This window comes from Leucobacter triazinivorans (genome assembly GCF_004208635.1).
GTDB lineage: Bacteria > Actinomycetota > Actinomycetes > Actinomycetales > Microbacteriaceae > Leucobacter > Leucobacter triazinivorans.
Genome location: NZ_CP035806.1, coordinates 638,003 through 664,825 on the forward strand (window position 1 = coordinate 638,003; position 26,823 = coordinate 664,825).

Genomic DNA, 26,823 nt, shown 5'->3' on the forward strand with positions numbered 1-26,823 from the left:
CGCCGCCGGGGTCAGCTCGCGAGCTTCGCGAGCATCTGGGCGGCTCGATTCGAGAAGCCCCACTCGTTGTCGTACCAGGCCACGACCTTCACGTAGCGCCCGTCGACCTGCGTGAGGTCGGAGTCGAAGATCGACGAGTACGGGTTGCCGACGATGTCGGACGACACCAGCGGATCCTCCGAGTACTGCAGCACCCCCGCGAGCGGACCCTCGGCCGCTGCGTCGCGATAGGCTGCGAGCACCTCGTCGAGGGTCACCTCGCGCGACACGGTCGCGTTGAGCTCGACGATGGATCCGACGGGCACGGGGACCCGGATCGACGTGCCCTCGAGCTTGCCGTCAAGCTGCGGCAGCACGAGACCGATCGCCTTCGCGGCTCCGGTCGTGGTCGGCACGATGTTGAGCGCGGCCGCCCGCGCGCGGCGCGGGTCGCCGTGCGGCCCGTCGATGAGGTTCTGATCCTGCGTGTACGCGTGCACGGTGGTCATGAAGCCGTGCTCCACTCCCGCGAGCCTGTCGAGCACGTCGGCGAGCGGCGCGAACGCGTTCGTGGTGCACGAGGCGTTCGAGACGATGACGTGCTGCTCGGGATCGTAGAGATCGTCGTTGACGCCGTAGACGACGGTGAGGTCGGCACCGGTCGCCGGCGCGCTGATGAGCACGCGCCGCGCGCCCGCCTCGACGTGCTTGCGGGCCCCCTCGGCCCGGGTGAAGCGTCCCGTCGACTCGAGCACCACGTCGACGCCGAGCTCGCCCCAGGGCAACTGGGCCGGATCGGCGGAGGCGAACACCTTGATGCGACGGTCGTCGACCCGCAGCTCGCCGTCCGCGAAGGAGATCTCGCGTCCCAGGCGCCCGTAGACGCTGTCCCACTCCAGTAGGTGCGCGAGCGTGGCACCGTCGGTGAGATCGTTGATGGCGACGACCTCGAGGTCGCTCCTCTCCGCGAGGAGGGCGCGGAGCACGCCGCGTCCGATGCGTCCGAAGCCATTGATTGCTACACGACCGGTCATGAATTCAGGGTCCCTTTCAGAAGCGCGTTCAGAGGTGTCGGAGTCCAGACTGGCGCACTCCTGCGCGCACGACCAGTGGCTGTAATGCCATAGTTCGAATGGATCACGCCAAAGTCGCCGGAGCCCGGCTCACGACTCCGAGAAGGTGCGCCGGTACTCCGTCGGGGTGGTCCCGAGCACGCGCCGGAAGTAGCGCCGCAGATTGGTCGCGGTGCCGAGACCGACCGTCGCGGCGATCTCCTCGATCGCGAGATCCGTCTCCTCGAGCAGCTCGCGGGCCCGGTCGACGCGCGCCCGCATGATCCACTGCATCGGCGTATAGCCGGTCTCATCGCGGAATCGGCGGGAGAAGGTGCGTGGAGACACGCTCGCATGCCCCGCGAGGCGCTCGATCGTCAGGGGCTCGCCGAGGCGGCGCAGGGCCCACTCCCGCGTGCGCGTGAAACGCTCCCCGTGCGACTCCGGGACGCTCTGGGGCACGTACTGGGCCTGGCCGCCGCTGCGATACGGCGCGGCGACAAGGCGCCGGGCCGCATGATTCGCGCCGGCCACCCCCGCCTCCTTGCGCAGGATGTGCAGGCAGAGATCGATCCCCGACGCCGCCCCGGCCGAGGTGAGCACGGATCCCTCGTCGACGAAGAGCACGCGGTCGTCCACCTGCACCTGCGGGTAGCGCTCCGCGAGGCTCCGGGCGTAGTGCCAGTGCGTCGTGGCGCGGCGGCCGTCGAGCAGTCCCGTCTCGGCGAGCGCGAAGGCGCCGGTCGAGATCGCGGCGAGCCGTGCCCCGCGCTCATGCGCGCGCTGCAGCGCGCGGGTGAGCGCCTCCGGCGGACGCTCGCGATCCGGATACCGGTATCCCGGCACGAACACGAGGTCCGCCTCCTCCAGCGCCTCGAGCCCGTGCGCGACGTGATATGACAGGCCGTCGCCGCCGGCGATGAGCCCGGGCCGTACCCCGCAGACGTCGACGGAGTAGGGCATGCTGGCACGGGTCGTGAAGACCTGGGCCGGGATGCCGACGTCGAGAGGCTTCGCCCCCTCGAGCACGACGACTGCGACTCGCCTCATGGTGCCTCAGTGTATCGGGGCGCTCCTCCGCCCTCGTAAGATGGGGCCATGCCCGCACAGATGCCCATCGGCACTCGACTCGCCAGCGCCGATGCCGAACCGCTCGTCGACACCGGGGAGCCGGCCGCACTGCACGCGCCGCGCCTCAACCGCCACACGTTCTGGTGCGGGCAGAGCGGCTCCGGCAAGACCTACGCCCTGGGCGTGCTGCTCGAGCAGGTGCTGCTGCACACGCGACTCCCGATCGTGGTGCTCGATCCCAACTCCGATTTCGTCCACCTGGGCAGTGTGCACGAGGGCACCTCTGAAGAGGCTGCGGCGGAGCTCGCGCAGCGCGATATCCGGGTGCTGCACTCGGCACCGCCGCGCGACGGCGACGGCGACCGGCTGCGCGTGCGCTTCGTCGACATGGACGTGAGATCCCGCGCTGCGGTGCTGCAGATGGATCCCGTGCGCGACGCCGACGACTTCAACGCGGTGCTGCGCGTCGAGGCCGACTTGCTCAACCACCTCGACCGCCCGCTCGTCGAGTGGCTGCGCGAGAGCGGCGACCCTTCGGCGGATCGGATCGCAACGCTGCTCGAGAATCTCGGCATCTCCGACTGGGATCTCTGGGCCTACGGCGAGCGCGACGTCACCGACGTGATCAACGACCGGGCCGATGCGACGGTGGTCGACCTCGGCCGCTTCTCGTCGGCGGAGCAGATGCGCACGGCCGCGCTCGCCGTGCTCGACCGGCTGTGGGCGCAGCGCGAGGAGCGCGTCGGGCGCCTCATCGTGATCGACGAGGCGCACAATCTCTGCTCCCCCGACGCCGCAACGCCGCTCGAGCGCCTGCTCGCGGAACGCATCATCCAGATCGCGGCCGAGGGCCGCAAGTACGGCATCTGGCTGCTGCTGTCGACGCAGCGCCCGTCGAAGCTCCACCCGAACGTCATCTCGCAGTGCGACAACCTCGCACTCATGAAGATGAGCTCGGCGAGGGATCTCGCGGAACTGGCTCAGATCTTCGGGTTCGCGCCCCAGGATCTGCTGGAGCGCGCCCCGTCGTTCGCGCAGGGCCAAGCGCTCTTCGCCGGCGGCTTCTCACCCGAGCCGCAGCTCGTGCAGATGGGGGCCCGCCTCACGCGGGAGGGCGGCTCGGACGTGCCGATCGAACTCCGCTGAACCGGACGGCGCGTCGGGCCGCGGCAGGGCCGTGAGCGGCTGCGCACATCGGGGGCGCGAATGCGCTACGGGTGCAATGGACGGATGAGCCGATGCCCGACCGCACGCCGACGCTCCGCGGACCAGAGCGCGATGCGCAGATCGACGGCGCCCATCGGCGACAGCGGATCCCGACCGCTCAGCTCGCGAATGCGCTTCAGCCTGTGCCGCACCGTGTTGACGTGCACGAACAACCGATCCGCGGTCTCCTGCAGGCGCTGATCCGAGGCGAGGAAGGCCGCGAGAGTCTTCACGAGGTCCCCGCGTCCGAGCTCATCGGCCTCGACGATCGGGGTCATCAACTGCTCGATGAAGGGGTCGAGCCGCTCGCTGGGCTGCTGTTCGAGGAGCGCCCCGAGCGATGCCAGCTGACTGGGCCCGGCCACGCCTCCCCGGCTTCGCGCGAGCCGCAGCGCCGACCTCGACTCGTTGAGGGCGCGCCGCAGTTCACCGATCTCCACCACGGAGCTGAATCCGCACACGAGTCCGAGTTCACGCAACGAGGTCTCGGATCCCGGTGCGTCGATCACCAGGACCTCGTGCGCGGTGACCCCGATGAGCGCGCCCTGCCAGCGACGCCCGAGCGCCCCCTCGCTTCCGCTCGGCCAGCTGGAGACCCGCAGCCGCTCCTGATCGAGCCCCCGCGACAGGATCTCCGGCAGGATCGCCGCCGGAAGCGCCAGTCCTCCGGCGATCAGATCGAGCAGCTGCCCCAGGCGCAGCTGCTGCTCGGACGACTCCCGCGCGTGCTCCAGACCGGAGAACTCGAGCACGCTCTGCAGCTGCTCGACGAACTCATCCGACACGCCGCCCGGCTCGCCCAGCCACTCGAGACCGCGATCGGATCCGGCCCGACTCAGGCGACCGCCGAGCGCTTCCCCGGCTTCCCGCAGCAGATCGTCTTCGCTCGCCCCCTCCCTGGCCGTTGCCAGGAGGCGGGAGAGCAGCGCGGTCTCCCGCTTCCTCGCCTCGCCCTCGATCTCACTCCGTCGCCTCAACACCGTGTCGTTCACCGCCAGGAACGGCACGCCGTGATCGAGCAGCAGCAGCGGCATGCCCGCTCGCTCGCACGCCGCGACGAGCTCGCCCGGAGGTGCGAGGTGCACCTCCCCGAGTCCCAAGGCGATCCCGGCGACGCGCGCCTCCGACAGGGCTGCGACGAACGTCTCGGCAGAGCGGGGACGCACGAGCGCACTGCCCAGCGTGCAGACGAGCTCGTGGCGGCGAAGATGCGGTCTCGGATCGATCTGTTCGGTCGCGTGCACCCAGGAGATCCGGCGCGCTGCTGCCCCCTCCGGCAGGACAGCCGCCGTGATCTCGAGCGTGCCGTCCGTGATCAGGTCGCCTATCGTGACGAGCGCGCCAGACGCCGCAGCATCGAGGATCATGGATAGATTGTACCTTCATACAACCATTTCGGCGCAAGTTAGAGGTACTTCCCCTTGTAGTCACACCAAGAGTGGAGAAGTGCATAATGATTGCGTTCGCCTCGTCCTGGCCAAAGGAGACCATCTTGACTACGAGCACCGCTCGCCCGGCAGCGGGCACGAACACGCTGCGCAGAGAGTTCAGCTTCGGCGCCGCATTCGCCTTCGCGTTCGCATTCATCTCCCCGATCGTTGCGCTCTACGGCATCTTCGGTCTCGCCATCGCCACCGCGGGGCCCTCGTTCTGGTGGGGCTTCCTGATCGTCTTCGCCGGGCAGTTCCTCGTGGCGCTGGTCTTCGCGATGCTGGTCTCGAAGTGGCCGCTCGAGGGGTCGATCTACCAGTGGGCCAACCGTCTGCTGGGCGCAGGATTCGGCTGGTTCGCGGGCTGGTTCTACATCTGGACACTGGTGATCGCCATGGCCACGGTCGCGCTGGGAGCCGCGGGGTTCATCGCGAACATCATCGGCATGCACGGCGCGAGCGGCACCCAGATCGCACTGATCGCGTTCATCGTCCTGGTGCTCGGCACCGTGATCAATCTCTCGGGTCGCGGGATCCTCAAGGGGTTCATGATCGCGAGCATCATTGCGGAAGTCATCGGCTCCATCGGGCTGGGAATCTGGCTGCTCATCGCGCACCGCGAGCACGACCTCTCGATCCTGTTCGACGGAGGAGCGAGCATCGGCGCGTCGGAGGGGTTCTTCTCGCTCGGAGGCCCGTTCCTGCTCGCGATCGTGTTCATCGGATTCTCCTTCGTCGGATTCGAGAGCGCAGGGTCGATCGCCGAGGAGGTCCACGAGCCCCGCCGCAATCTGCCGAAGGCCGTGCTCTTCTCGATCAGCTTCATCGCCGCGGTCGTCATGTTCTCGAGCCTCGCGATCATCCTCGCAACGCCGGAGAACGCCACCGAGCTCCCCGACTACGACGTGGATCCGGTATACGCCGTGCTCACCGCGCAGCTGGGCTCGCACCTCGCGATCCCCATCCAGGCGCTCTTCGCCATCGGTTTCGTGGCCAGCTTCCTCGCCCTCCAGACCTCCGCCTCCCGCCTCATCTGGGCCAAGGCGCGAGATCGCGCACTGCCGTTCTCGAACGCGCTGTCGCGGCTCAGCCGCACGCAGCGCCAGCCCGTGGGCCCGATCCTCATCACCACGGCGATCGGCACCGCCCTCTTCCTCCTGAGCAACGTCGCCGAGAACCTGTACACGATGATGGTGAACTTCACCTCGGGCGGCTTCTACCTGAGCTTCCTCTTCCCCGTGTTCGCGTTCGCCGTCGCCGTGGTGCGCCGGCGCTGGCGCCCCGGGCCGTTCTCGATCGGCCGGTGGACCGGAGTCGTCGCGATCGCCGCACTGGTGTGGGTGGTGCTCGAGCTCGTGAACATCGCCTGGCCCCGCGCGGTCAACGGCAACACCTGGCTCGACTGGTCGGTGATCCTGGGCGCAGCGGCGCTCACGATCGTGGGCGGGGTGATCTATGCGCGCGTACGCGGTCGGATCGAGAATGTCGAGACGTCAGCGGTGGTCGTCGATGCAGATGCGGGCGATGCGGCGCGGGATCTCGAGGAGCCGCGATGAGCCGGGTCGCAGTGGTGACGGGCGCCGCAGGGGGCGTGGGATCCGCCGTATCGCGACGACTGCGCGGCGCCGGGTGGCTGGTCGCCGGCGTGGATCGCGCACCGGCCCCCGGCGCCGATCTCTCGCTGCCGTTCGACGTGTCGGATCACCGCGAATTCGCGGCCGCCGTCGTATCGGTCGAGCGAGAGCTCGGCCCGGTCGACGCGCTGGTGAGCGCCGCGGGGCACTATGAGAGCATTCCCTTCGCTGAAGTGACCGATGACCAGGCCGAGCGGATGCTGCGGGTGCACCTGGGCGGGTTCTTCGCGGGATCCCGCGCGGTGCTGCCCGCGATGCTCGAACGCGGTACCGGCGCCATCGTCGCGATCGCGAGCGAGCTGGCGGTCGGGGGCGGCGCGCGGGATTCGCACTACGCCGCGGCGAAGGGAGCGGTGCTCGGCGCGGCGAAGAGCCTCGCCGCCGAGGTCGCCCCCGCGGGGATCCGCGTGAACGCGGTGGCGCCCGGGCCGACCGACACCCCCATGCTGCCACCGGATTCCCCCTGGCGCGACACGGCCTACCTCTCGACGCTGCCCGCCCGTGCGCTCGCCCATCCCGACGAGGTCGCACTGTGCGTTCACTACCTGCTCGACTCGGCCGATTTCGTCACCGGTGAGACGCTGCACCCCAATTCGGGGGCGGTGATCTGATGGCGCCGCTCTCCACCTCACCGTCCTCCATTCTGCAGGGATCGAGCGCACTGGTCACGGGCGCCGCCGGCGGCCTCGGAGCGGCCCAGACGGCTGCGCTCGCCTCCGCGGGCGCCCGCGTGCTCGCCCACGCCCGGTCGCGTGGAGCAGCGCTGCAGGCCGTTCTCGAAGCGACCGGCGCGACCGGTCTCACGAAGGATCTGAGCACGCCCGAGGCGTGCCGCGAGCTGATCCGGGACGCCGTCGCCGCAGCAGGACGACTCGACGTCCTGGTCGCCAACCACGCCACCATGACGATGGGTCCGCTCGTGGACGCGGATCCCGCGGACTGGTGGCGCGTCGCGCACACCAATCTCCTCGGGACGTTCGCCATGATCCAAGAGGCCGTTCGTGTCATGCGGGAGCAGGGCAGCGGCGGGCGGATCATCGTCATCTCGAGCGAATGGGGCGTCATCGGCTGGCCCGAGGCCACCGCCTACGCGGCGTCGAAGGCCGGACTCATCTCACTCGTGAAGTGCCTCGGGCACGAACTCGCCCCGGAGGGCATCATCGTCAACGCGATCGCGCCGGGGGTGATCGATACCCCGCAGCTGAACGTCGACGCCGACGCCGCGGGCATCCCGCTCGGAGAGATGCACGATCGGTACGCCGAAGGCATCCCGCTCGGCCGCATCGGTCGCGCCGACGAAGTGGCCGCTGCGGTGGCATTCCTCGCCGACCCCGCGCTGCGCACCATGGTCGGGCAGACCATCCAGGTGAACGGCGGCTCGACCCGCAGCCGGGTCTGACGTCGATAGACTGCATCAAGAGAACAGGATCCTCCAGTGACCACCAGCTCCCCCGCCCCCGTCCCTCCGATCGACGGACAGAGGTCTCCGCGCTACGCGGGCTTCACGACCTTCGCCAGACTGCCCCGGATCGGAGACGCACCGCAGCACGACGTCGCGGTCGTCGGGGTGCCGTTCGACACCGGCGTCACCTTCCGCCCGGGCGCTCGATTCGGTCCGGGCGCCATCCGCGAGGCGTCCCGCCTGCTCCGCCCCTACAACCCGGCGCTCGACGTCGCTCCGTTCGACTCGGTGCAGGTCGTGGACGCGGGTGATGTCGACTGCAATCCGTTCGACATCACCACGGCGCTCCGCGAGATCGAGGCAGGCGTCGCGGCGCTGACCGAGGGGGGTCGCCCGGTCGTGGTGCTGGGCGGAGACCACACCATCGCGCTCGCCTCGCTCCGCGCCCTGCACCGCGAGCACGGACCGATGGCGCTCGTGCATTTCGATGCGCACCTCGACACCTGGGGGCCGTACTTCGACACGCCGGTCACGCACGGCACCCCGTTCCGGGTGGCCATCGAAGAGGGGCTGCTGCTCAAGGAGCACTCCGCGCACGTGGGGATCCGCGGTTCGCTCTACAGCGCGGAGGACCTCACCGACGATGCCGAACTCGGCTTCACCATCGTGCACGCGCGCGAGTTCCACACGACGCCGTTCACCGAGATCATCGAGCGCATCAGCAGCCGGGTCGGCGACGCTCCGCTCTACATCTCCATCGACATCGACGTGCTGGATCCCGCCCACGCCCCGGGCACCGGAACGCCGGAGGCCGGAGGGCTGACCAGTCGCGAGCTCCTCGAGCTGCTCCGCGGCCTGCGCGACAAGCACCTCGTGGGAGCGGACGTGGTCGAGGTGGCGCCGGCCTACGATCATGCGAGCATCACGGCGGTCGCAGCGGCCCACTGCGCCTACGACCTGGTGTCGATCATGAGCGGTCGTGTGAGCGCATGACCCGACTCGCGGCGACCGGGTCGCCGGACCCGCCGATCGGCTGGCCCGGCACTGCGCGTTGCGCGGCCTCCTTCTCGTTCGACGTCGACGGCGAGTCGGCCGCTCTCGCTGCGGCGCCGGCCACCGCCCGGAGCATGAGCGCGATGACGCATCAGGCGTACGGACCTCGCGTCGGCGTGCGCCGGATCCTCGACATCCTCGAGCGAACGGGCGTGCGCAGCACCTTCTTCGTTCCGGGGCTGACCGCCGATCTGCATCCCCGCGCCGTGCGCGACATCGCGGCTGCCGGGCACGAGATCGCCCACCACGGCTACCATCATCTGAAGCCGAGCGGTCTGAGTCCTGTCGAACAGGCCGAGCAGTTGGATCGCGGCAGCGATGCGCTGGAGCGCCTCACCGGCGAACGACCGGTCGGATATCGCGCACCGATGTGGGATCTCTCGTGGGAGATGCCCGAGCTGCTCGCGGAACGCGGCTTCCGCTACGACTCCAGCCTGATGGACGACGACTCCCCCTACGTCCTCTCGACGGCGGGCGTGCGAGGCTCGGCGGAGGCCGAGGGCCCCGCCGAGCAGACGATCGTCGAGATCCCGATCCAGTGGTCGCTCGACGACTGGGAGCAGTACTGCTTCCTGCCTGAGGTCACTGAGCTCGGCCCCATTCAGACCCCGGCGCACGCGATCGAGCTCTGGCGCAGCGAGCTCGAGGGGGTACGTCGCTTCGGCGGATGCTGGGTGCTCACCAACCACCCGTTCCTCTCGGGGCGGCCGGGCCGCGCCGCCGCACTCGAGGACCTCATCGCGGAGGTGGCGGGACTGCAGGACGTGTGGCTGGCGTCGCTGCTCGAGATCGCCGAGCACGTGGAATCGCTGGCCCCGGCACCCCGGACGATCGATCGGAGCACGCCTCGCCGATCTGAGACGGGCGGCGGCAGGCCCTCGCCGATGTGATCGGCGAGCCGCGCCGGGCCGCGGGCACTCCCGAAGCCCGGATCCCCCATCGAGGCGACGCGGTCCTGCTTCCCGCCCTCGGGGCGGCTGCTCACAGCGCGTGATGCGAATGCTCTGGTGGAGCCGCGGGGAATCGAACCCCGGTCCACTTCGACGATTCCGTGCCTTCTACGAGCGTAGTTCGTGCAGACGTTCTGCTCGGCCCCATCCTTTGCCACGAACACCTAGGATGACAGGCCCAGCCTCAGTGAAAGTCCCGGTGCGCCCTGAGACGCGACGCACCAGCAAGCCCCCTTGATGACGCCAGGAAACCGGGGCGGAGGCCCACCCGACCTGACGGACTCGGTCTTACTGCTTAGGCAGCGAGAGCGAAGTCGGTGCGCTTAGCGTTGGCACCTATGGTTTGCGAAGGGCGTTTACGAGATAACTCCGCGTCCTCGGCCCGCTTCTCACAGTCTCAAATCGACGTGTCGAAACCGATCGGCCCCGTGCGATGCGCCTCGTCGGCGCAGTCTGGGGGCATTCGCATCACGCGCTGTGGAATTGTCAACCCGGGATCGCTCCCGGCCTTACAGGATAGCAGTTCCGGAGGGCGAAGTGAAGGCTCCGGCGGCGCACCCCTCATCCGGGCTGCGACGAGATCCCGATTCTTGTCGTCGAGCCGCCGCGGGAGCGACAGGAATCGGGATCTCGGCAAGGTGATGGGGCGTGCGGGAGCCCGTTCGCGTGCGCTGGGATCAGAGCCGGCTGCGCACCGCGGCGCGCAGCTCCCCCGCCTCGAGTCCGAGAGCCCACGCGCAGACGTCGACGACGAACCGCTTGTAAGCCTCGTGTTCGAACGGCGTAGTGTTGTTCGCGTACGTGCCGAATCCATCGACCGCCATGAAGATGCGCACACAGGCGCCGAGCACATCGTCGACCACGAACGCGCCCTCGGCCGCCCCGTCCTCGATCAGCTCGGTCAACAGAGCACGGTCGAGGGCCTCCTGCCGCTCGATGGCGTCGACGAGGGCCGGCATGAAGCGGGCGAGGTGGCGCGCGTTGAGCCAGAGCCTCGCGAGCTCGACCGCCTCCTCCGACTCGACCCGGCGCACGAATCCGATCAGTCGCTCCATCGCGGTGCCGCGAGCGCTGAAGAGCCACTCGCGCTCCGTCGTGATGGCGAGCTCGAACGCCGCGATCACGAGATCCTCCGCGGCGGGGAAATAGTGACTGATCAGCCCCGGTCTCACCCCGAGGCGCTCGGCGACCGCGCGCAGCGTGATCCGCTCGAGACCGTCCTCGAGGGCGATCCGCGCCGCCTCGGCGAGGATCTCCGCGCGACGCTCCTCGGGCGGTTTGCGCACCCTCGGAGCCTTCCGGCTTGACACCGCATCCATCTTCATATTGTATAGGTGCCCAATAGCCCATTGGTCCCATGACCAATAGCAGAGTTGCTCCGCCTGGCCCGGCAACGACGCTCGAGGCTTTGCGAGAGGAAGTCCCCCGTGCGCAAGACCCCCGCCACTGCCGACGAGGCCTTCGTCGATGTCGCCACGCAGCCCGAGACCCGAGGCATCGAGCTCATCTCCGAATCAGAGCGCCACGGGCGCCCGCGAGAGCTCTTCGGCGTCTGGGCGGCGCCGATGGTCAGCGTGCTCAACTTCACCATCGGCGCGTCCCTCACGGTCCTCCTCGGGCTCGAGATCTGGCAGGCGATCCTCGTCATCGCGCTCTCGAATCTGCTCTGGGTGCTGCCGGGGATCGTCGCGATCAGCGGCCCGGCGGCCGGCACCTCGGGTTCCGTCATCACGCGCGCGATCTACGGCGTGATCGGCAACAAGATCTACATCGCCTTCTACGGCTGGTTCATCTCCGGTGTCTTCCTCGCCCTCAACTGGGTGGCCTCGTCGTTCATGGGCGCCGAGCTCCTCGCGCAGATGGGCGTCGACAAGGATCTCGCGCTCGTCCTCGTCACCATCGGCGTCGCAGCGATCACCGTGCTCGTGGCGGTCTACGGCCACGCGCTGATCCTGAAGGCCTACGCGGCGCTCACCGTGGCGCTGCTCGTGATATTCCTGGCCGTCACCGCGTTCATTCTGCCGACCGTCGACTGGTCCTTCCAGCAGCCCGAGCCCCTCGGGGGCATCGAGCTGTGGTCGAGCCTCACCATCAGCTTCGCGATCCTCGCCTCGACGCCGCTCTCCTTCTCGAACAGCGCCGACATGGCCCGGTACCTGCCCGCCGACACGAAGCCCTCCCGCATCGTCGCGGCCACGGCCCTCGGCGGCGCTCTGCCCACATTCTTCTTCACCTCGATCGGCGCGCTGCTCGGAAGCGTGGTCTCGGCCGATGCGCTCGAGTTCGGCATCGAGTTCGCTCTGCTCGACATGCTCCCGGTCTGGCTCGTGCCCATCTTCGTGATCGGCGTCATCGTCAACACCGTCGCCCTCAACGGCATGACCACCTACACCGCCAGCATGGCGTTCCAGTCGATCGGCATCCCGATCCGGCGCATCCCCTCGGCCATCATCATCGGCGTGCTCGGCACCCTCTTCACCGTCTATCTGGTCATGTCGACCAGCCTGCTCGACGCCGTGAACCTCATGCTGCAGGTACTGATCCTCATCTCCGCCCCGGGCATCACCGTCTACTGCATGGACATCTGGCTGCGCCGCAACCGATACGATGGCCTCGATCTCTTCGACGAGCGTCCGGGCGCGAAGTACTGGTACACCGGCGGCTTCAGCGTTCCCGGGCTCGCCGCGGGGATCATCGGCGGCGCTGCCGCCTCGCTCTTCCTCACCACCGACTTCTGGAGCGGCGCGGTCGCCGAGGCCATGGGCTACATCGATCTCTCCGCTCCCGTCGCAATGATTGTCAGTGGTGGGCTGTACCTTCTCTTCACCCGCCGCGGATACACCTTCGGAGACGCTCGATGAACACACCCGCCACCGGCCCCCACCCCGCCCGCTACCCCGGCGCCGCCGCCGGAGAGCCGACGCTCGACGGCTGGCAGGAGGCTCCGCACAACCGCTGGGCCTTCGCCCACCTGAGCGAGATGGTGCCCACGGCGGCGGTCTCCCGGCGCGACCCGGCAACGCCCGCGGAGCCCGTCGTGCGGCTCGACGCGCTCGCGGCGCAGCTCCCCGATCTCGAGCGGCGCCTCGAAGAGACGTACACGGACGCGCTCCTGGTGCTGCGCGGCTCCGAGGTGCTCGCGGAGTACTATCGGCCGGGCTTCGCACCCGACGACCGCCACCTGCTGATGAGCGTCTCGAAGTCGCTGTGCGGCACCGTCGTCGGCGCGCTCGTCGACGACGGGCGAATCGACCCCGCACGACCCGTCACCCACTACGTGCCCGAGCTCGGGGGCTCCGCCTACGACGGGCCCACCGTGCAGCAGGTGCTCGACATGCAGGTCGCCATCGACTACAACGAGGACTACGTCGACCCCGCCTCGGAGGTGCAGACCCACGATCGCTCGGCGGGCTGGCGCTCGCGCCGCGACGGCGATCCCGCCGACACCTACGCCTTCCTCGCGACGCTGCGCGGCAGCGGCCGCACCGGTGAGTTCCAGTACTGCTCGGCGAATACCGACGTGCTCGCCTGGATCGTCGAGCGGGTCACGGGCATGCGCTACGCCGAAGCGCTCTCCACGCATCTGTGGGCGAAGCTCGACGCCGATCTCGACGCGACCATCACGGTCGACACCGCGGGATTCGGCTTCGCGAACGGCGGCGTCTCGTGCACGGCGCGGGATCTCGCGCGCGTGGGCCGCATGATGCTCGACGGCGGCATCGCGCCCGGCGGTCGCGTGGTCTCCGGGGACTGGGTGCGCAGCGTGCTTTCGGGCGGATCGCGCGAGGCCATGACCGACAAGGACTTCACGGGCGCGTTCCCCGGCGGCAGCTACACCCGCCAGTGGTGGTGCACCGGCAACGAACGCGGCAACGTGAGCGGCATCGGCATCCACGGGCAGAACCTCTGGCTCGACCCGCCGACGGACTCCGTCATCGTGAAGCTCTCGTCGTGGCCCGACCCCGATACCGAGCACTGGCACCGCCTGCAGCAGGCGGTGCTGCTCGACATCAGCCACGCGCTCGATACGCTGTAGCCGCGGCGCGCCCCAGCAGGCGATCGACGCTCAGGAGGACAAGAACTGCGGAATCGTCTTCCTGGGCATCGATCGCCTGTCCGGGATCTCCAGCCACCCGGACAGCACCGTGCCGCGGAGCTACTCCCCCATGCGGTTGCGGGTGCGCATCGCGCGCTCGGCCTCCCGCTTGTCCTGCCGCTCGCGCAGCGTCTGCCGCTTGTCGTACTCCTTCTTGCCCTTGGCGAGGGCGATCTCGACCTTCGCGCGGCCGTCGAGGAAGTACAGTCGCAGCGGCACGATCGTCATGCCGCCCTCCCTGGTCTTCTGGTAGAGCTTGTCGATCTCCTGCCGGTGGAGCAGCAGCTTGCGCTTGCGGCGCGGCGCGTGGTTGGTCCAGGAGCCGTTGAGGTACTCGGGAATGTACGCGGCGTCGAGCCAGGCCTCGCCGCGCTCGATGAAGACGTAGCCGTCGACCAGCGAAGCCCGTCCCATGCGCAGCGACTTCACCTCGCTGCCGGTGAGCACCAGCCCCGCCTCGTAGGTGTCGAGGATGTGGTATTCGTGGCGCGCCTTCTTGTTCGAGGCGATCAGCCGCTCGCCCGTCTCCTTGGGGCTCATGTCACATCCTCTCTCGGCCGGGGCGGATGGGCCCGGCGAGAAGTCCCGGGCCCCGCGCTCACGCGCGAAGAACCAGCCTATCGCACACCGCGCCCGCTCCGCCCGCCGCGTCGAGCCGCCCGGCCCCGCGGGGCCCAGACCGAGCCGATCGTTCGAGCCCGAACGGATTTGCGGCGCCGGAGGGCTCGCGCTCGGGCAACGCGCTCGCGCTCGCGCAAGAGTTTGGGCTCGCCGAGATCCGGATCCCGGCTCCCATCTCCCGGATCCCGGTGTCCGGATCCGGTCCCGACTCCGGATCCGGTCCCGACTCCGGATCCCGCATCCGGGCGCGCCCGCTCAGACCAGAACCTGCGGCGACGGCCCGCTACACGCGCAGGTAGCGGGTGATCGCGATCTTCGCCGCGATCGCAGAGAGGATCACGCCCACCAGGATGAGCACGGGTGGCACCACGAGCGCCTGCTCGACGGTGATGTAGCTCGTGAAGGGCACTTCACTCGCGAGGAATCCCTGCACGAAGAAGCGCACGATCGACACCGAAGCGGCGCTCGCCAGCACCGCCCCGAAGAGCGCGGCGATGATCCCCTCCAGGATGAAGGGGGTCTGGATGAAGCGGTTCGATGCACCGACGAGGCGCATGATCCCGATCTCCCGCCGGCGCGAGAACGCCGAGAGCCTGATCGTCGTCGAGATCAGCAGCATGGCGGCGACGAGCATGAGCCCGGCGATCACGATCGCCGTGTAGCTGGCCACCCCGAGGAAGAGGAAGATGCGGTCGAGCAGGCTGCGCTGATCTGAGACGCTCTGCACGCCGGGGATCCCCGAGAAGGTCTCGGTGATGATGTCGGATCGGGAGGGATCCGAGAGCTTGATCCAGAACGTCTGGTTGAGCTGCTCGGGCTGGGTGATGTCGACGATCGGATTGCCGTCGAACTGCTGCACGAACTCCTCGTAGGCCTGCTCGTGGGTCACGAAGAAGAAGTCGTCGACGTAGGGCCGCAGCGTATCCGACTGCAGCGCATTCTCGACCGCGGAGATCTCCTCCTCCCCGGCGTCTTCCCCTGCGCAGGTCGCGCTCTCGTCGTATTCGGTGCAGAGGTAGATGGCCACCTGGGCGCGGTCGAACCAGAAGGTCTTCATCTGCTGGATCTGCAACTGCATCAGGATCGCGGCGCCCACGAAGGTGAGCGACACGAAGGTCACGAGCACCACGGAGATGACCACCGACATGTTGCGGCGCAGGCCGTTCCAGACCTCGCCGAGCACCAGTCCCGCCCTCATCGCACCGGCCCCACATCCGTCTCGTCGTCATCGTTCTTGCGGCGCAGCCCGAGATGATCCGCGAGGCTGCCGGTCTCGGACATTCGCACGGGGTCGATCGGACGATCCGGATCGAGAAAGCTCGGGATCCGGCGCGCCTGCGGCCCGTCGGCGCGCACGGTGTCGTCGCCGTCGTCGATGTCGTCGTCTTCGGCGCCGAACGGGTGCGGCGGCTCGAACACCGAGGCCTCTCGCGCGTCGGATCGGGCTGCGACCGGCGCGGCCGGGCCGGCCGGCGCCGACGGCGTCTCGGGGTCGGCTTCCGCAGCCGTCGACGGGGTGCCGAAAGCGGCCCCCTCGGGCGGCTGAGCAGCGCCCACCGTCGTCACGGGAGCGGTATCGGGGTCGTGCCCGCTCTGCCGGGGCGCGGTGCCGGCGGCCGCGGCCGACGGCGTCCCCGCGGGCTCCGCCTCAGCCACCTCCTCCGGGGCGAGGGCGGCGCGCACGACGGCCTCGGTGGTGCGCAGCACCTGCATGCCCTCGGCGGAGAGGTCCGCGACCGGGATCGACGCGGTCTCGCCGTACCCGCCCCCGACCTCGTCGCGCACGACGACGCCCTGCGAGAGCTCCACCACCCGCTGCTGCATGATGTCGACGAACGTCGCCTCGTGCGTGGCCATGACGACAGTGGTGCCCGCCGCATTGATGGCGCGCAGCAGTTGCATGATGCCGAGGCTCGTTGCGGGGTCGAGATTGCCGGTGGGCTCGTCTGCGAGCAGGATCGCGGGCTTGTTCACAATGGCACGCGCGATCGCCACGCGCTGCTGCTCGCCGCCCGAGAGCTCGTGCGGGTAGCGCTTGGACTTGCCCGCGAGTCCCACCATCTCGAGCGTGTCCGGCACGGCCTCCTGGATGAAGCCGCGGGACTTGCCGATCACCTGCAGCGAGAACGCGACGTTGTCGTAAACGGTCTTGTTCGTGAGCAGGCGGAAGTCCTGGAACACGGTGCCGAGATTGCGGCGGAAGTACGGGACCTTTCGCGAGGAGATCTTGCCGAGGTCCTGGCCGAGCACGTGGATGCCACCCGAGCTCGGTTGATCCTCGCGCAGGATCAAGCGCAGGCAGCTCGATTTCCCCGACCCGGAGGCGCCCACGATGAACACGAACTCGCCGCGGTCGACCCTGAGGTCGATGCCGTCGAGCGCGGGTTTCGCGGTGCCCCGGTATTTCTTGGTGACGTTCTCGAAGAGGATCATGACGCCTCGACAATACGCCCCGCAGCCGGGGGCGCAGCGCAGGCGCGCGGTTCGATGCTCGTCATTCTGCGCGAAGTCGCAGAAACCGCTCAGGTGGATCCTGCGACTCCGGCCGCGGGCGGCCTCTGCGCAGGATGACGGGCTGGAGCCCGCCCTTCAACAGCAGCTCTCCCGCAGCGGCAGCGCTCCCGAGCCGGCGGAGAGAGCGGCGCCGGTCGTTCTCGGCATCGCGCCCCAGCAGGGGACGGAGCGGCCGCTAGTCGCCCTTCGACAGAGAGCGCCAGCGGATGCCCGCGGCGATGAACCCGTCGAGGTCGCCATCGAAGACGGCGTCGGGCTGCGACGACTCGTGCCCGGTGCGCAGATCTTTCACGAGCTGCTGCCCGTAGAGGAAGTACGAGCGGATCTGATCGCCCCAGCTCGCGGTGATGCTGCCCGCGAGCTCCTTCTTCTTCGCTGCCTCCTGCTCCTTCTGCAGCAGCAGCAGGCGGGTCTGCAGCAGGCGCATCGCCGCGGCGCGATTCTGGATCTGACTCTTCTCGTTCTGCATCGAGATGACGATCCCGGTCGGGATATGGGTGATGCGCACTGCGGAATCGGTGGTGTTGACCGACTGCCCGCCGGGACCGCTCGAGCGGAACACGTCGACGCGGATGTCGTTCTCGGGGATGTCGACCTCGGTCGCCTCCTCCAGGAGCGGGATCACCTCGACGCCGGCGAAGCTCGTCTGCCGCTTGTCGGCCGAGCCAAACGGGCTGATGCGCGCGAGGCGATGCGTCCCCGCCTCGACCGACAGGGTGCCGAACGCGTACGGCGCGTCGATCTCGAAGGTGGCCGATTTGATCCCCGCGCCCTCGGCGTACGAGGTGTCGAGCACCTTCGTCGAGTAGTCGTGCTGCTCGGCCCAGCGCAGATACATGCGCAGCAGCATCTCGGCGAAGTCCGTCGCGTCGTCGCCCCCGGCACCGGAGCGGATCGTGACGACGGCGGCCCGCTCGTCGTACTCCCCCGACAGCATGGTCTGCACCTCGAGATCCTGCACGACCGCCTCGATCGCGGCGAGCTCCTCGGCCGCCTCGGTCGCCGAGTCCTCGTCGTCCATCTCCTGCGCCAGTTCGACCAGCACCTCGAGGTCGTCGATGCGCTGTTCGACGGCGCGCAACCGCTTCGCCCGCGCCTGCCGATGCGAGAGGCCGCTGGTCACCTTCTGCGCCGCCGCGGGGTCGTCCCACAGGTCCGGGGCCGCGGCCTGCTGCTCGAGCTCGGCGATCTCACGATCGAGCCTCGGCAGGTCCGTCACCGCCGCGATGTCGGCGTAGGTGGAGCGGACCGCGCGGATGCGTGCACTGAAATCAACTTCGAGCATGATCCCCCTAGCTTACCGGGCCGCCCGCCTGCCGGGCCGCCGCATCGCGAACGGCTCAGATCACGACGAGATCGCGGGCGGGCGGCGGTGCGATTGCGGCGTCGGACCCCCACGCCTCGGAGAGCCGCTCCACCGCGTCGACGAGGGCGTCCTCCGGAGCGGAGAACGGCAGACGCACGAACCGCTCGAACACCCCGGGACTGCCGAAGCGAGCCCCGGGCACGAGGCGCACACCGCGCCGGGCGCTCTCGCGACTGAGTGCCGTGCTGCGGTGCTCCCCGAGATCGACCCATACGCTCACCCCTCCCTCGGCGAGCGAGGGGCGCCAGCTCGGCAGCCGGGCCCGCAACTGCTCGATCAGCACCCGGTGGCGCGAGGTGAGCGCGCGCGACCGGTCGTCGAGCACATCGTCGTAGCGTTCGAGCACGAGTTCGGCGAGCACCTGCTCCCAGGCACCCGTGCCGAGGTCGCCGATCCGGCGCGATACCTCCAACCGGCTGATCAGCTCGGGGGTCGTGCGGATCCAGCCCACCCGCAGTCCGCCCCATACGGTCTTGCCGAGCGATCCCACGGTGATGATCGCGTCCCGCTGGTGCGGGCGATCGGCGGACGCGGCGAAGGGCACGATCGTCCGGGCCTCCCCCAGGGAGAGCTCCGCCGTGGTCTCGTCCGCGATCACATAGCTGCCCCGGGCGCTGAGCTCGGCGATCAGACGCGTGCGCAGTGCGCCCGGCATGCTGCCACCGGTCGGGTTGTGGTGATCGGGGATGAGGTAGGCGAGCCGGGGCGAGGTGCGGGCGACGATGTCGAGCATTTCCGGCGCGCCATAGCCGTCGTGCCCGATCGGCAGCTCGGCGACGAGGGCGCCCGTCGCCGCGAGCGCCTCCCGCGCGTGCGGGTAGCTGGGCGACTCGATCAGGCTGCGGTCGCCGCGCGCGAGCAGCGTGCGCGCGAGCAGGAAGATCGCGTGCTGCGCGCCGAGGGTGACCATGATCTGGTCGGGCGAAGTGGGCAGGCCGCGCCGGGTGTAGCGTTCGGCGATGGCCTCGCGCAGGGCCGGGCGACCGAGCGTGTCGTAGCCGGGGAGGAGGAAGGTCTCGGGGTGCTCGGCCATCGCGCGACCGCCGAGAGCAGTGAGCCCCTCCCACGGCTCGGGGCAGGCCGTCGAGAGATCGATGTCGGCCGTGCCGGTCGCCGGATCCGCATCGCCGTCCGGCCGCCGCGGTGCGCGCACCACGGTGCCCGAGCCCTGGCGCGAGAGCGCGATCCCGGATTCGCGAAGCCTGCGGTAGCAGGCGCTGATGGTCGTGCGGCTGACGCCCAGGGTCTCGGCGAGGGGGCGTTCGGCGGGGAGCGCGGTGCCCGCCGCGATCGCCCCGTCGCGCACGAGCATCTCGATGCTCTCGCTCAGTTCGAGGTACCCGTGGCCGGCGCCGCGCCAGTTGCCGAGCAGTCGCCGCAGTCGAAGTGCGGAGAGTCGCTGCGCAATCATGGGGCCACTGTATGCGATTGGCATCTTGCGCACCAGTCCAATGTCGACTGGACTGATGAGGTGACCTTCCGCATCCTCCGACTCATTCCGGGACTCCTGCTCTACGGCGTCGCCGACGCGTTCATGATCCGCGCTGCAATCGGGGTCGACCCGTGGACCGTATTCGCGCAGGGGCTGTCGCTGCGCACCGGGCTCGGGATCGGACTCCTCACGAACCTCATCGGACTGCTCGTGCTGCTGCTCTGGATCCCGCTGCGCCAGCGCCCCGGCATCGGCACTGTGCTGAACATCCTGCTCGTCGGGCCCGGCATCGAGCTGGGCCTGTGGCTGCTCCCGGTTCCCGAGGCGCTGTGGCTGCGGGTGGTGTTCTTCGCGATCGGACTGGTGCTGCTCGCCCTGGCGAGCGGGATCTACATCGGCGCCCACCTCGGGCCCGGCCCGCGCGACGGGCTGATGACCGGCATTCACGCGCGCTTCGGCACACCGATCTGGGTGGGCCGCACCGCCGTCGAGGTGACGGTGCTCGCGATCGGCTGGGTGCTCGGCGGCGACGTCGGCCTCGGCACGGTCGCGTTCGCGCTGCTCATCGGCCCGCTGTGCTCGGTCACGCTGCCCCTCTTCGACCCGAAATCGCGTCGAGCACGGAGCGCACCGGCCGAAGTCGAGACGGCTTCGGCCGATGCGGCGGCACGTGCTGACGGCAGCGCTCGGCCCGCACCGGGGCCGGCGCAGGGGTAGGCAGCCGTGTGGTAGAGTCGATTCTCGTGCCGCGGGGTGGAGCAGTTCGGTAGCTCGCCGGGCTCATAACCCGGAGGTCGTAGGTTCAAATCCTGCCCCCGCAACCAGCAGAGGCCCCGACCCGGAGAAATCCAGGTCGGGGCCTCTGGCGTTCTCTCCCGGTTCCGCCCGTGCACCTCTCCCCCGCGTTCGGCCCTGCCCGGGCCCTCCTCGGTCTCGATGCCCCCGGATTGCAGGGGGCGCCCGGCCGGTGCGTGCGGCTCTCGCGCGCCAGGCGCCGCTCCGAGCACCGACCGGGCCGCCTCGGCGCCTACCCCTCCTCGGCAGCGGTCTCGGCGGGAACCTTGTTGAAGCCGGTCACGGGCTGCGACTCATCGAACGAGGCCACCTTACGGCGGAAGCCCCGCGTGATGACGGCGAGATAGACCACACCCAGGCCGGACCAGATGAGGCCCACCACGAGCGCGTGCCCGTCGAGGTTGACCCAGAGCAGCCCGGTGAGCAGCGTGCCAAGCGCCGGCATCACGATGTACGTGAAGATGTCCCTCGGCGTGCGGCGACGACCCTTGCGGACCGCGAACCAGGCGATCACCGAGAGGTTGACGAAGGTGAACGCCACCAGGGCCCCGTAGTTGATGTAGGCGGCGATCATCTCGAGCGTGAAGGAGATGGCGAGCAGCGAGATGGCCCCGGTCAGCACGATGTTGAACGTGGGCGTGTGGGTCTTCGCGTTGATGTAGCCGAAGAAGCGTTTCGGAAGCACGTTGTTGCGCCCCATCACCAGCAGCATGCGCGACACCGAGGCGTGCGAGGCGAGACCGGAGGCCAGCGTCGCCGCGAAGCCCGCCGCCGTGAGCACCGCCGCGAAGCCCTTCCCGCCGACGAACTCGCCGATGAGCGGCAGCGTGCTGTCCTCGATGTACTGCATGTCTCCGCCGGGCGCGAACTCCTCCCACGCCGGGAAGCGCGCCTGGGTGAAGTAGCCGGCGATGAGGAAGATCGCTCCGCCCAGCACGACGGTGAGCAGGATCGCCTTCGGCATGATCCTCGGCGTCTTCGCCTCCTCCGCGTACATCGTCACGGCATCGAAGCCGATGAACGAGAAGCAGACGATGGTCGCCCCGGCGAGCACCGCGCCGAACTCGACCCCGCTGTGGAAGAACGGCTGGATCGTCACCACGCCGCCCACGCCGGCGCCGCCGGAGAGCTGCACGAACACCATGACCACGAACACCGTGATCACGACGATCGAGAACACGAGCAGGATCATGTTGACGTTCGAGGTGCCCTTCATCGTCAGATAGATGATGCCGGTGACGAACACGACGTAGACCACCACCCACACGGCCCCCGGCACGCCGGGGAAGAACGCCTCGAGATAGCTGCGGATGATGAGGCAGTTCACCATCGGCAGCAGCATGTAGTCGATGAGCGCCGTCCACCCCACCACGAAGCCGACGTTCGGGTGCATCGACTCGCGGGCATAGGTGTACGCGGAGCCCGCGCTGGGAATGGCGCCGGCGATCTTGCCGTAGCTGATGGCGGTGAAGATCATCACCGTGAGGGCCACCGCATAGGCGAGCGGGACCACGTTGTCGGTGTCGCGGGCGACGAGCCCGAAGGTGTCGAACACGACGGTCGGGGTCATGTATCCCAGGCCCAGGCCCACGATGGCCCAGAGCCCGAGGCTGCGCTTGAGCGTCGCACGACGCGCGACGACGGAGGGGGTGGGAGTCGCCATGCTCTCCTCTTTCGAGATCCGGATCTCACCGAGCAGACGTCTGCGATCCGCTTCGGCGAGGGGCGCTGACCGGCGGACAGCAATCAGAACCATACACCCGATTCACGTGGCCGCCGCACCGCAGCCGACTCATGGGCGGCACAGAGCCCGCACACGCGCAACGGCGCGGGCGGATCGGGCGGCACCGGCATCGCGGGCGGGTACGCCGAAGCGGCCCGGGACCTGGTCCCGGGCCGCCCCCGACGTGCGTTCCGCTCCGCTCACGTTCTCCTGCGGCGGCCGCACCGCGGGCGTGAGCGCACCGCGCTGCGTTCCGCTGCGCTCAGGCCCGCGACAGGCGCTTCTGCTTGTTGATGTTGATCACCTGAACGATGATCACGAGCAGCAGCGCCCCGACGAACACGATCGACGCCAGCACGTTCGCCTGCGCGGGCACGCCCTTCAGCGCTGAGACGTAGATGAACTTCGGGAACGTCGTCGCCGTGCCCGCGTTGAAGTTCGTGATGATGAAGTCGTCGAACGACAGCGCGAAGCTCAGCAGCGCGGCACCGATGATGCCGGGGGTGAGCATCGGAAGGGTGATCCTCCAGAACACCTGCGCGGGAGAGGCGTAGAGATCGCGCCCCGCCTCCTCGATCGCGGGATTGAGGCTCGCGACGCGCGCCTTCACGGCCACGACGACGTACGAGACGCAGAACATCGTGTGGGCGAGGATGACGGTCCCGATGCCCTTCTCGACGCCGGCGAGCAGGAACTGCGCCGCGAGTCCGGCGCCGAGCACGACCTCCGGGGTGGCCATCGGGGTGAACAGCAGCAGGCTGACCGTCGAGCGGCCGCGGAAGCGGTACCGCACCAGCGCGATGGCGATCATCGTGCCCAGCACGGTCGCGATGACGGTCGCCACCACGCCCACCAGGATGCTGTTGCCGAAGGCGGTGCACACCTGCGGAGCACCGCACGGGTTCTGCCAGTTGTCGAGCGTGAACCCGCGCCAGATGATGTTGTTCCGACCCGCGTCGTTGAAGGAGAAGACGATGACGTGCGCGATCGGCAGCAGCAGGTAGATGAGGGCGATCGCGCCGACGACCGGGACGAAGGCCTTCCCGAGACTGAAGTTCTTCACAGCAGATCCTCCGCCCCGCTCTTGCGCACGTACGTCGCCACGATCACCAGGATGATCACCATGAGGATGATCGAGAGCGTGGCCGCCATCGGATAGTTCTGCGTCTGCAGGAAGTTCGACTCGATGACGTTGCCGATCATCGTCGTGCCGGTGCCGCCGAGGAATTCGCGCGACGCGTTCACGTAGTCACCCGACATCGGGATGAAGCTGAGCAGCGTGCCCGAGACGACGCCGGGCATGGACAGCGGCAGCGTGACCTTGCGGAACACCGTCACCGGCGACGCGTAGAGATCCGAACCCGCTTCGATCAGGCGAAGATCGAGCGCCTGCAAGGAGGCGAACATCGGGAGCACCATGAAGGGGATGAAGTTGTACACGAGGCCGAAGATCACCGAGAAGTGCGTGCCGATGAGGTCGCTCGGCAGGATCGACTTCCACGCCAGCGTGCGCAGCAGGAAGCTGATGAAGAACGGCGCGACCACGAGGATCAGCAGGATGCCCTGCATCATCGGCCGGTGCCGTACCTTCACCCCGATGAGGTACGCGAGCGGATAGCTGATGAGCAGTCCGATGATCGTCGCCGTCAGGGCGTAGACGAACGAGCGCAGCAGCTGCGGCCAGTACTCCTGCAGCGCGGCCCAGTAGTTCGAGAACTGCATCGCGGCGACGTACTGGCCGATGCCCCCGCTCTCGGCCGGAGCCTGCAGCGAGGTGATCGCGAGCTGGATGAACGGCGCCACGAAGAACAGCAGCATGTAGGCGATGCCCGGCGCGAGCAGCAGCAGCGCCACCCACCCGCGTTTGCGCGGCGCCTGCTCGACCGCTTTCGCGCCGGTCGAGAATGCGGTGAATGCCATGAGGGCTCCCCTAACTCGATCGCGTGGCGATCGCCCGCGTCGACAGGTCGGCGGTGAGTGCGCCGGTCTCGAGCCGGTCGTCGGCGAGCCCGAAGGTGTGCTCGACGTGCCAGCTGAGCCAGACCTCGTCGCCGAGGCCCGCCGCGGGCCCCGCTTCGACGTTCTGCGAGAACACCTCGACGGCCCCGATCCCCGGCACGTCGACGGTGTATTCGGTGCTCACCCCGATGAACGAGACGTCGGTGATGCGCCCGGGCCCCAGCACGTTCTGGCCGGCGGTGTCCGTGGGCGGCTGCCGGTGCAGGCGCAGCTTCTCGGGCCGGACTCCCACGGTGATGGAGCCGCTCTCGCGCTCGGTCCGCGAGCGGAGCAGCGAGATCGTGGTCCCGGCGAGCGACGCTTGCAGAGCCTGATCGCTGCCTCCCGTGACGTCGACCGCGAAGAGATTGGACTTGCCGAGGAAGTTCGCGACGAAGACCGTCCGCGGCAGCTCGTAGAGCTCCTCGGGCGCACCCATCTGCTCGATCCGGCCCTTGTTCATCACCGCGACGGTGTCGGCCATGGTCATGGCCTCCTCCTGGTCGTGCGTGACGTGCAGGAAGGTGAGGCCGACCTCCTGCTGGATCTGCTTGAGCTCCTGCTGCATCTGGCGACGCAGCTTGAGGTCGAGGGCGCCGAGCGGCTCGTCGAGCAGCAGCAGCGCCGGCCGGTTCACCACGGCGCGGGCGAGTGCGACGCGCTGCTGCTGGCCTCCCGAGAGCTGCGCCGGCTTGCGATCGGCGACGTGGTCGAGCTCGACGAGCCGGAGCGCCTCGTGCGCGCGCTCCAGGGGCGAGGAGACCCGACGGCGCCTGAGCCCGAACGCCACGTTCTCGAGGATCGTCATGTGCGGGAACAGGGCGTACGACTGGAACACCGTGTTCACGGGCCGCTGATGCGGCTTGTGCGCGGTGACGTCCTCGCCACCGATGAGGATCCGGCCCGCCGTGGGGTCCTCGAGCCCCGCGACCATGCGCAGGGTCGTCGTCTTGCCGCAGCCGGACGGCCCGAGCAGCGCGAAGAAGGAGCCGGCGGGGATGTGCAGATCCAGTTCCTCTACCGCGGTGAACCCGGGGAAGCGCTTCTGCACGCCGACGAGGTCGAGGTCAGCGCCCGCAGACGCGTACGAATTCGAATCCATCGCCGTCAGAGCCCCAGCACGCCCTGGAACAGCGTCGAGTACTTGTTGTCCTCTTCGGCCGTGAGCGTGCGGAAGTTGTGCAGGCGGGACTGCATGTCGTCGTCCGGGAAGATGAGGGGGTTGTCGACGTTGTCCGGGTTGATCTTCTCCATCTCCTCCTGCGCGCCCTTGACCGGGGTGACGAACCAGACGTAGTCGGCGACCTGCGCCGCGACGGCGGGATCGTAGTAGTAGTCGATCATCTCCTCGACCATGGCCTTGTTCTCGGCCGAGGTTCCGTTGGGCACCGTGAACGAGTCGGCCGTGATCATTCCGCCGCTCTCGGGCACCTCGAGCACCCACTGGTCGCCGTTCTCGGCGTTCAGCGTCGCGACGTCACCGGTCCACGCCATCGCGGCGAGCGTCGTTCCGGTCTGCAGATCCTGCGTGTAGGAGTTGCCCTTCACGTTGGCGATCTGCCCGCTCTTCAGCGCGTCGTCGAGCCAGGCCAGGGCAGCGTCGAACTCGGCGTCGCCCCAGTCTCCGGCGGGGTCGGTGCCCAGACCCGCCATGATCATGCCCATCGTGTCGCGCATCTCGCTGAGCACGCCGACCTTTCCGTGGAGGTCGGGGCGCAGGAAGTCGTCGAGCTCGCGGATGGGGTCGACGTCCTTCTGCCAGACCCAGCCCGAGGCCGGCAGCTGCCAGGGAATGGTGAACTTGCGCCCCGGATCGACGTCGAGCGCGTCCCACTGGGCGTCGATCAGGTTCGCCGTGACCGTGGGCAGGTTGGCGTAGTCGAATTCCTGGATCTGACCGGCCTCGAGCAGACGGCCGTTCATCCAGTCCGTCAGCGTGATCACGTCGTAGCCCGTGAACTGGTCCTGCGCGAGCTGATCCTTGATCTTGCCGTAGAAGGTGTTGTTGTCGTCGATGTCCTCGATGTAGTCGACGGAGAACCCCGCCTGCTCGACGAATGCGTCGAGGCTCGGGTACCCGCCCGTGGCCTCGTCGAAGTCGAGGTAGTAGGTCCAGTTGCCCCAGACGATGCCGCCACCGCCACCACCGCCGGAACCTCCGGCGCACGACGCGAGACCGAGCGTTCCGGCACCGGCGGCGCCCACCGCTGCGCCGCGGAGGAGCTGCCGGCGGCTGACCTGTGCGCCCCGAATCATGTTGACGATGCTGCGTACGATCGGATCTTCAGGCTGACGTGCCATGAGATATCTCCTTCGGTTCTCCCTGGTCCGGTAACCGACACATGCGCACGAACGGCAACATCGCCGGAGTCTGTGCCTCGAATATGGCACAGAGTGGGAATGCACGACAACAACACACCCCAGGTGATACGAATTCTTCACGAAACAGTTATTTTTCGATGCCGGCCCGACGAAAACTGTGGTCGATATCCACAATCGCC

General features: G+C 68.8%; 23 protein-coding genes, 1 tRNA gene and 1 other RNA gene. 10 read left to right on the plus strand and 15 right to left on the minus strand.

The genetic code is table 11. The annotated features are described in order from the left end of the window. Positions 1-11: 11 nt before the first annotated feature. Together gap and EVS81_RS02910 are read right to left on the minus strand one after the other, a co-directional pair. A complete protein-coding gene (gap, locus tag EVS81_RS02905; protein ID WP_130109053.1) occupies positions 12-1,013 on the minus strand; it encodes a type I glyceraldehyde-3-phosphate dehydrogenase in 1,002 nt (333 codons plus the stop codon). Between the two features lie 129 nt (positions 1,014-1,142). Continuing rightward, positions 1,143-2,081, minus strand: coding sequence for a GlxA family transcriptional regulator (locus EVS81_RS02910; RefSeq protein WP_130109054.1), 939 nt, complete (start codon positions 2,079-2,081; stop codon positions 1,143-1,145). 48 nt (positions 2,082-2,129) lie between these two features. On the opposite strand from EVS81_RS02910, the gene EVS81_RS02915 reads away from it, so the two are divergent. Then, positions 2,130-3,248: an ATP-binding protein gene (locus tag EVS81_RS02915; protein WP_130109055.1), complete on the plus strand. Its 1,119-nt coding sequence runs from the start codon at positions 2,130-2,132 to the stop codon at positions 3,246-3,248. A 65-nt stretch (positions 3,249-3,313) separates the two neighbouring features. Here the strand turns inward: EVS81_RS02915 and EVS81_RS02920 are convergent, their stop codons facing one another. After that, positions 3,314-4,675, minus strand: coding sequence for a PucR family transcriptional regulator (locus EVS81_RS02920; protein WP_130109056.1), 1,362 nt, complete (start codon positions 4,673-4,675; stop codon positions 3,314-3,316). 125 nt (positions 4,676-4,800) lie between these two features. On the opposite strand from EVS81_RS02920, the gene EVS81_RS02925 reads away from it, so the two are divergent. Genes EVS81_RS02925 through EVS81_RS02945 form a run of 5 tightly spaced genes read left to right on the plus strand, consistent with a single transcriptional unit; the run spans position 4,801 to position 9,717 of the window. Further along, positions 4,801-6,294, plus strand: coding sequence for an APC family permease (locus tag EVS81_RS02925; RefSeq protein WP_130109057.1), 1,494 nt, complete (start codon positions 4,801-4,803; stop codon positions 6,292-6,294). Next, the gene (locus EVS81_RS02930) at positions 6,291-6,983 is read left to right on the plus strand and encodes an SDR family NAD(P)-dependent oxidoreductase (RefSeq protein WP_130109058.1); all 693 of its coding nucleotides are present in this window, start codon (positions 6,291-6,293) and stop codon (positions 6,981-6,983) included. The genes EVS81_RS02925 and EVS81_RS02930 overlap by 4 nt, the downstream gene beginning before the upstream one ends. Then, complete coding sequence (locus EVS81_RS02935) at positions 6,983-7,771, plus strand: SDR family NAD(P)-dependent oxidoreductase (protein ID WP_130109059.1); 789 nt, start codon at positions 6,983-6,985, stop codon at positions 7,769-7,771. Before EVS81_RS02930 ends, EVS81_RS02935 begins: the two co-directional genes overlap by 1 nt. Positions 7,772-7,807: 36 nt before the next feature. Then, positions 7,808-8,767, plus strand: coding sequence for an agmatinase (gene speB, locus EVS81_RS02940; RefSeq protein ID WP_130109060.1), 960 nt, complete (start codon positions 7,808-7,810; stop codon positions 8,765-8,767). Then, positions 8,764-9,717 carry a polysaccharide deacetylase family protein gene (locus tag EVS81_RS02945; protein WP_130109061.1) on the plus strand — a complete coding sequence of 318 codons (954 nt, stop codon included), beginning with the start codon at positions 8,764-8,766 and terminating at the stop codon, positions 9,715-9,717. Before speB ends, EVS81_RS02945 begins: the two co-directional genes overlap by 4 nt. Positions 9,718-9,832: 115 nt before the next feature. Here EVS81_RS02945 and ssrA read toward each other — a convergent pair. Together ssrA and EVS81_RS02955 are read right to left on the minus strand one after the other, a co-directional pair. After that, positions 9,833-10,205, minus strand: a transfer-messenger RNA (tmRNA) gene (ssrA, locus tag EVS81_RS02950). Between the two features lie 249 nt (positions 10,206-10,454). Next, positions 10,455-11,096, minus strand: coding sequence for a TetR/AcrR family transcriptional regulator (locus EVS81_RS02955; protein ID WP_130109062.1), 642 nt, complete (start codon positions 11,094-11,096; stop codon positions 10,455-10,457). A gap of 108 nt (positions 11,097-11,204) precedes the next feature. On the opposite strand from EVS81_RS02955, the gene EVS81_RS02960 reads away from it, so the two are divergent. Continuing rightward, positions 11,205-12,638, plus strand: coding sequence for a purine-cytosine permease family protein (locus EVS81_RS02960; protein WP_130109063.1), 1,434 nt, complete (start codon positions 11,205-11,207; stop codon positions 12,636-12,638). Then, positions 12,635-13,813 carry a 6-aminohexanoate-dimer hydrolase gene (nylB, locus tag EVS81_RS02965; protein WP_130109064.1) on the plus strand — a complete coding sequence of 393 codons (1,179 nt, stop codon included), beginning with the start codon at positions 12,635-12,637 and terminating at the stop codon, positions 13,811-13,813. Before EVS81_RS02960 ends, nylB begins: the two co-directional genes overlap by 4 nt. Before the next feature lie 120 nt (positions 13,814-13,933). Here nylB and smpB read toward each other — a convergent pair whose 3' ends face one another. From smpB to yczR, 5 genes are all read right to left on the minus strand, one after another. Next, positions 13,934-14,413 carry an SsrA-binding protein SmpB gene (gene smpB / locus EVS81_RS02970; RefSeq protein WP_130109065.1) on the minus strand — a complete coding sequence of 160 codons (480 nt, stop codon included), beginning with the start codon at positions 14,411-14,413 and terminating at the stop codon, positions 13,934-13,936. Between the two features lie 364 nt (positions 14,414-14,777). Beyond that, the gene (gene ftsX, locus EVS81_RS02975; protein ID WP_130109066.1) at positions 14,778-15,692 is read right to left on the minus strand and encodes a permease-like cell division protein FtsX; all 915 of its coding nucleotides are present in this window, start codon (positions 15,690-15,692) and stop codon (positions 14,778-14,780) included. Then, positions 15,689-16,927, minus strand: coding sequence for a cell division ATP-binding protein FtsE (ftsE, locus tag EVS81_RS02980; protein ID WP_130109067.1), 1,239 nt, complete (start codon positions 16,925-16,927; stop codon positions 15,689-15,691). Before ftsE ends, ftsX begins: the two co-directional genes overlap by 4 nt. A gap of 256 nt (positions 16,928-17,183) precedes the next feature. After that, entirely contained in the window at positions 17,184-18,293 is a 1,110-nt protein-coding gene (gene prfB / locus EVS81_RS02985) for a peptide chain release factor 2 (protein ID WP_130109068.1), read from the minus strand. Positions 18,294-18,348: 55 nt separating this feature from the next. Further along, positions 18,349-19,785, minus strand: a complete 1,437-nt coding sequence (gene yczR / locus EVS81_RS02990) for a MocR-like transcription factor YczR (RefSeq protein ID WP_130109069.1) — start codon at positions 19,783-19,785, stop codon at positions 18,349-18,351. A 60-nt stretch (positions 19,786-19,845) separates the two neighbouring features. On the opposite strand from yczR, the gene yczE reads away from it, so the two are divergent. Both yczE and EVS81_RS03000 read left to right on the plus strand, forming a co-directional pair. Next, positions 19,846-20,523, plus strand: a complete 678-nt coding sequence (gene yczE, locus EVS81_RS02995; RefSeq protein ID WP_240739938.1) for a membrane protein YczE — start codon at positions 19,846-19,848, stop codon at positions 20,521-20,523. A gap of 30 nt (positions 20,524-20,553) precedes the next feature. Further along, positions 20,554-20,630, plus strand: a tRNA-Met gene (locus EVS81_RS03000). Between the two features lie 203 nt (positions 20,631-20,833). Here the strand turns inward: EVS81_RS03000 and EVS81_RS03005 are convergent. The 5 genes from EVS81_RS03005 to EVS81_RS03025 all read right to left on the minus strand — a co-directional run bounded on the left by EVS81_RS03005 (position 20,834) and on the right by EVS81_RS03025 (position 26,623). After that, positions 20,834-22,264 (minus strand): APC family permease, encoded by a 1,431-nt coding sequence (locus EVS81_RS03005; RefSeq protein WP_130109070.1) that lies wholly within the window; start codon positions 22,262-22,264, stop codon positions 20,834-20,836. A gap of 322 nt (positions 22,265-22,586) precedes the next feature. Further along, positions 22,587-23,387 carry an ABC transporter permease gene (locus tag EVS81_RS03010; protein WP_130109071.1) on the minus strand — a complete coding sequence of 267 codons (801 nt, stop codon included), beginning with the start codon at positions 23,385-23,387 and terminating at the stop codon, positions 22,587-22,589. Continuing rightward, positions 23,384-24,244 (minus strand): ABC transporter permease, encoded by an 861-nt coding sequence (locus tag EVS81_RS03015; RefSeq protein ID WP_130109072.1) that lies wholly within the window; start codon positions 24,242-24,244, stop codon positions 23,384-23,386. The genes EVS81_RS03010 and EVS81_RS03015 overlap by 4 nt, the downstream gene beginning before the upstream one ends. Positions 24,245-24,254: 10 nt before the next feature. Beyond that, on the minus strand, positions 24,255-25,424 hold the full coding sequence (locus EVS81_RS03020; protein ID WP_130109073.1) for an ABC transporter ATP-binding protein: 1,170 nt from the start codon (positions 25,422-25,424) through the stop codon (positions 24,255-24,257). 5 nt (positions 25,425-25,429) lie between these two features. Beyond that, the gene (locus EVS81_RS03025) at positions 25,430-26,623 is read right to left on the minus strand and encodes a polyamine ABC transporter substrate-binding protein (protein ID WP_130109074.1); all 1,194 of its coding nucleotides are present in this window, start codon (positions 26,621-26,623) and stop codon (positions 25,430-25,432) included. Positions 26,624-26,823: the final 200 nt, after the last annotated feature.

Bases quoted from the DNA above. Each gene is read 5' to 3' on its own strand.
- gap (WP_130109053.1), bottom strand. From the start codon at position 1,013: ATGACCGGTCGTGTAGCAATCAATGGCTTCGGACGCATCGGACGCGGC.
- EVS81_RS02910 (WP_130109054.1), bottom strand. From the start codon at position 2,081: ATGAGGCGAGTCGCAGTCGTCGTGCTCGAGGGGGCGAAGCCTCTCGAC.
- EVS81_RS02915 (WP_130109055.1), top strand. From the start codon at position 2,130: ATGCCCGCACAGATGCCCATCGGCACTCGACTCGCCAGCGCCGATGCC.
- EVS81_RS02920 (WP_130109056.1), bottom strand. From the start codon at position 4,675: ATGATCCTCGATGCTGCGGCGTCTGGCGCGCTCGTCACGATAGGCGAC.
- EVS81_RS02930 (WP_130109058.1), top strand. From the start codon at position 6,291: ATGAGCCGGGTCGCAGTGGTGACGGGCGCCGCAGGGGGCGTGGGATCC.
- EVS81_RS02935 (WP_130109059.1), top strand. From the start codon at position 6,983: ATGGCGCCGCTCTCCACCTCACCGTCCTCCATTCTGCAGGGATCGAGC.
- EVS81_RS02945 (WP_130109061.1), top strand. From the start codon at position 8,764: ATGACCCGACTCGCGGCGACCGGGTCGCCGGACCCGCCGATCGGCTGG.
- EVS81_RS02955 (WP_130109062.1), bottom strand. From the start codon at position 11,096: ATGGATGCGGTGTCAAGCCGGAAGGCTCCGAGGGTGCGCAAACCGCCC.
- nylB (WP_130109064.1), top strand. From the start codon at position 12,635: ATGAACACACCCGCCACCGGCCCCCACCCCGCCCGCTACCCCGGCGCC.
- smpB (WP_130109065.1), bottom strand. From the start codon at position 14,413: ATGAGCCCCAAGGAGACGGGCGAGCGGCTGATCGCCTCGAACAAGAAG.
- ftsX (WP_130109066.1), bottom strand. From the start codon at position 15,692: ATGAGGGCGGGACTGGTGCTCGGCGAGGTCTGGAACGGCCTGCGCCGC.
- ftsE (WP_130109067.1), bottom strand. From the start codon at position 16,927: ATGATCCTCTTCGAGAACGTCACCAAGAAATACCGGGGCACCGCGAAA.
- prfB (WP_130109068.1), bottom strand. From the start codon at position 18,293: ATGCTCGAAGTTGATTTCAGTGCACGCATCCGCGCGGTCCGCTCCACC.
- yczR (WP_130109069.1), bottom strand. From the start codon at position 19,785: ATGATTGCGCAGCGACTCTCCGCACTTCGACTGCGGCGACTGCTCGGC.
- EVS81_RS03005 (WP_130109070.1), bottom strand. From the start codon at position 22,264: ATGGCGACTCCCACCCCCTCCGTCGTCGCGCGTCGTGCGACGCTCAAG.
- EVS81_RS03015 (WP_130109072.1), bottom strand. From the start codon at position 24,244: ATGGCATTCACCGCATTCTCGACCGGCGCGAAAGCGGTCGAGCAGGCG.
- EVS81_RS03020 (WP_130109073.1), bottom strand. From the start codon at position 25,424: ATGGATTCGAATTCGTACGCGTCTGCGGGCGCTGACCTCGACCTCGTC.
- EVS81_RS03025 (WP_130109074.1), bottom strand. From the start codon at position 26,623: ATGGCACGTCAGCCTGAAGATCCGATCGTACGCAGCATCGTCAACATG.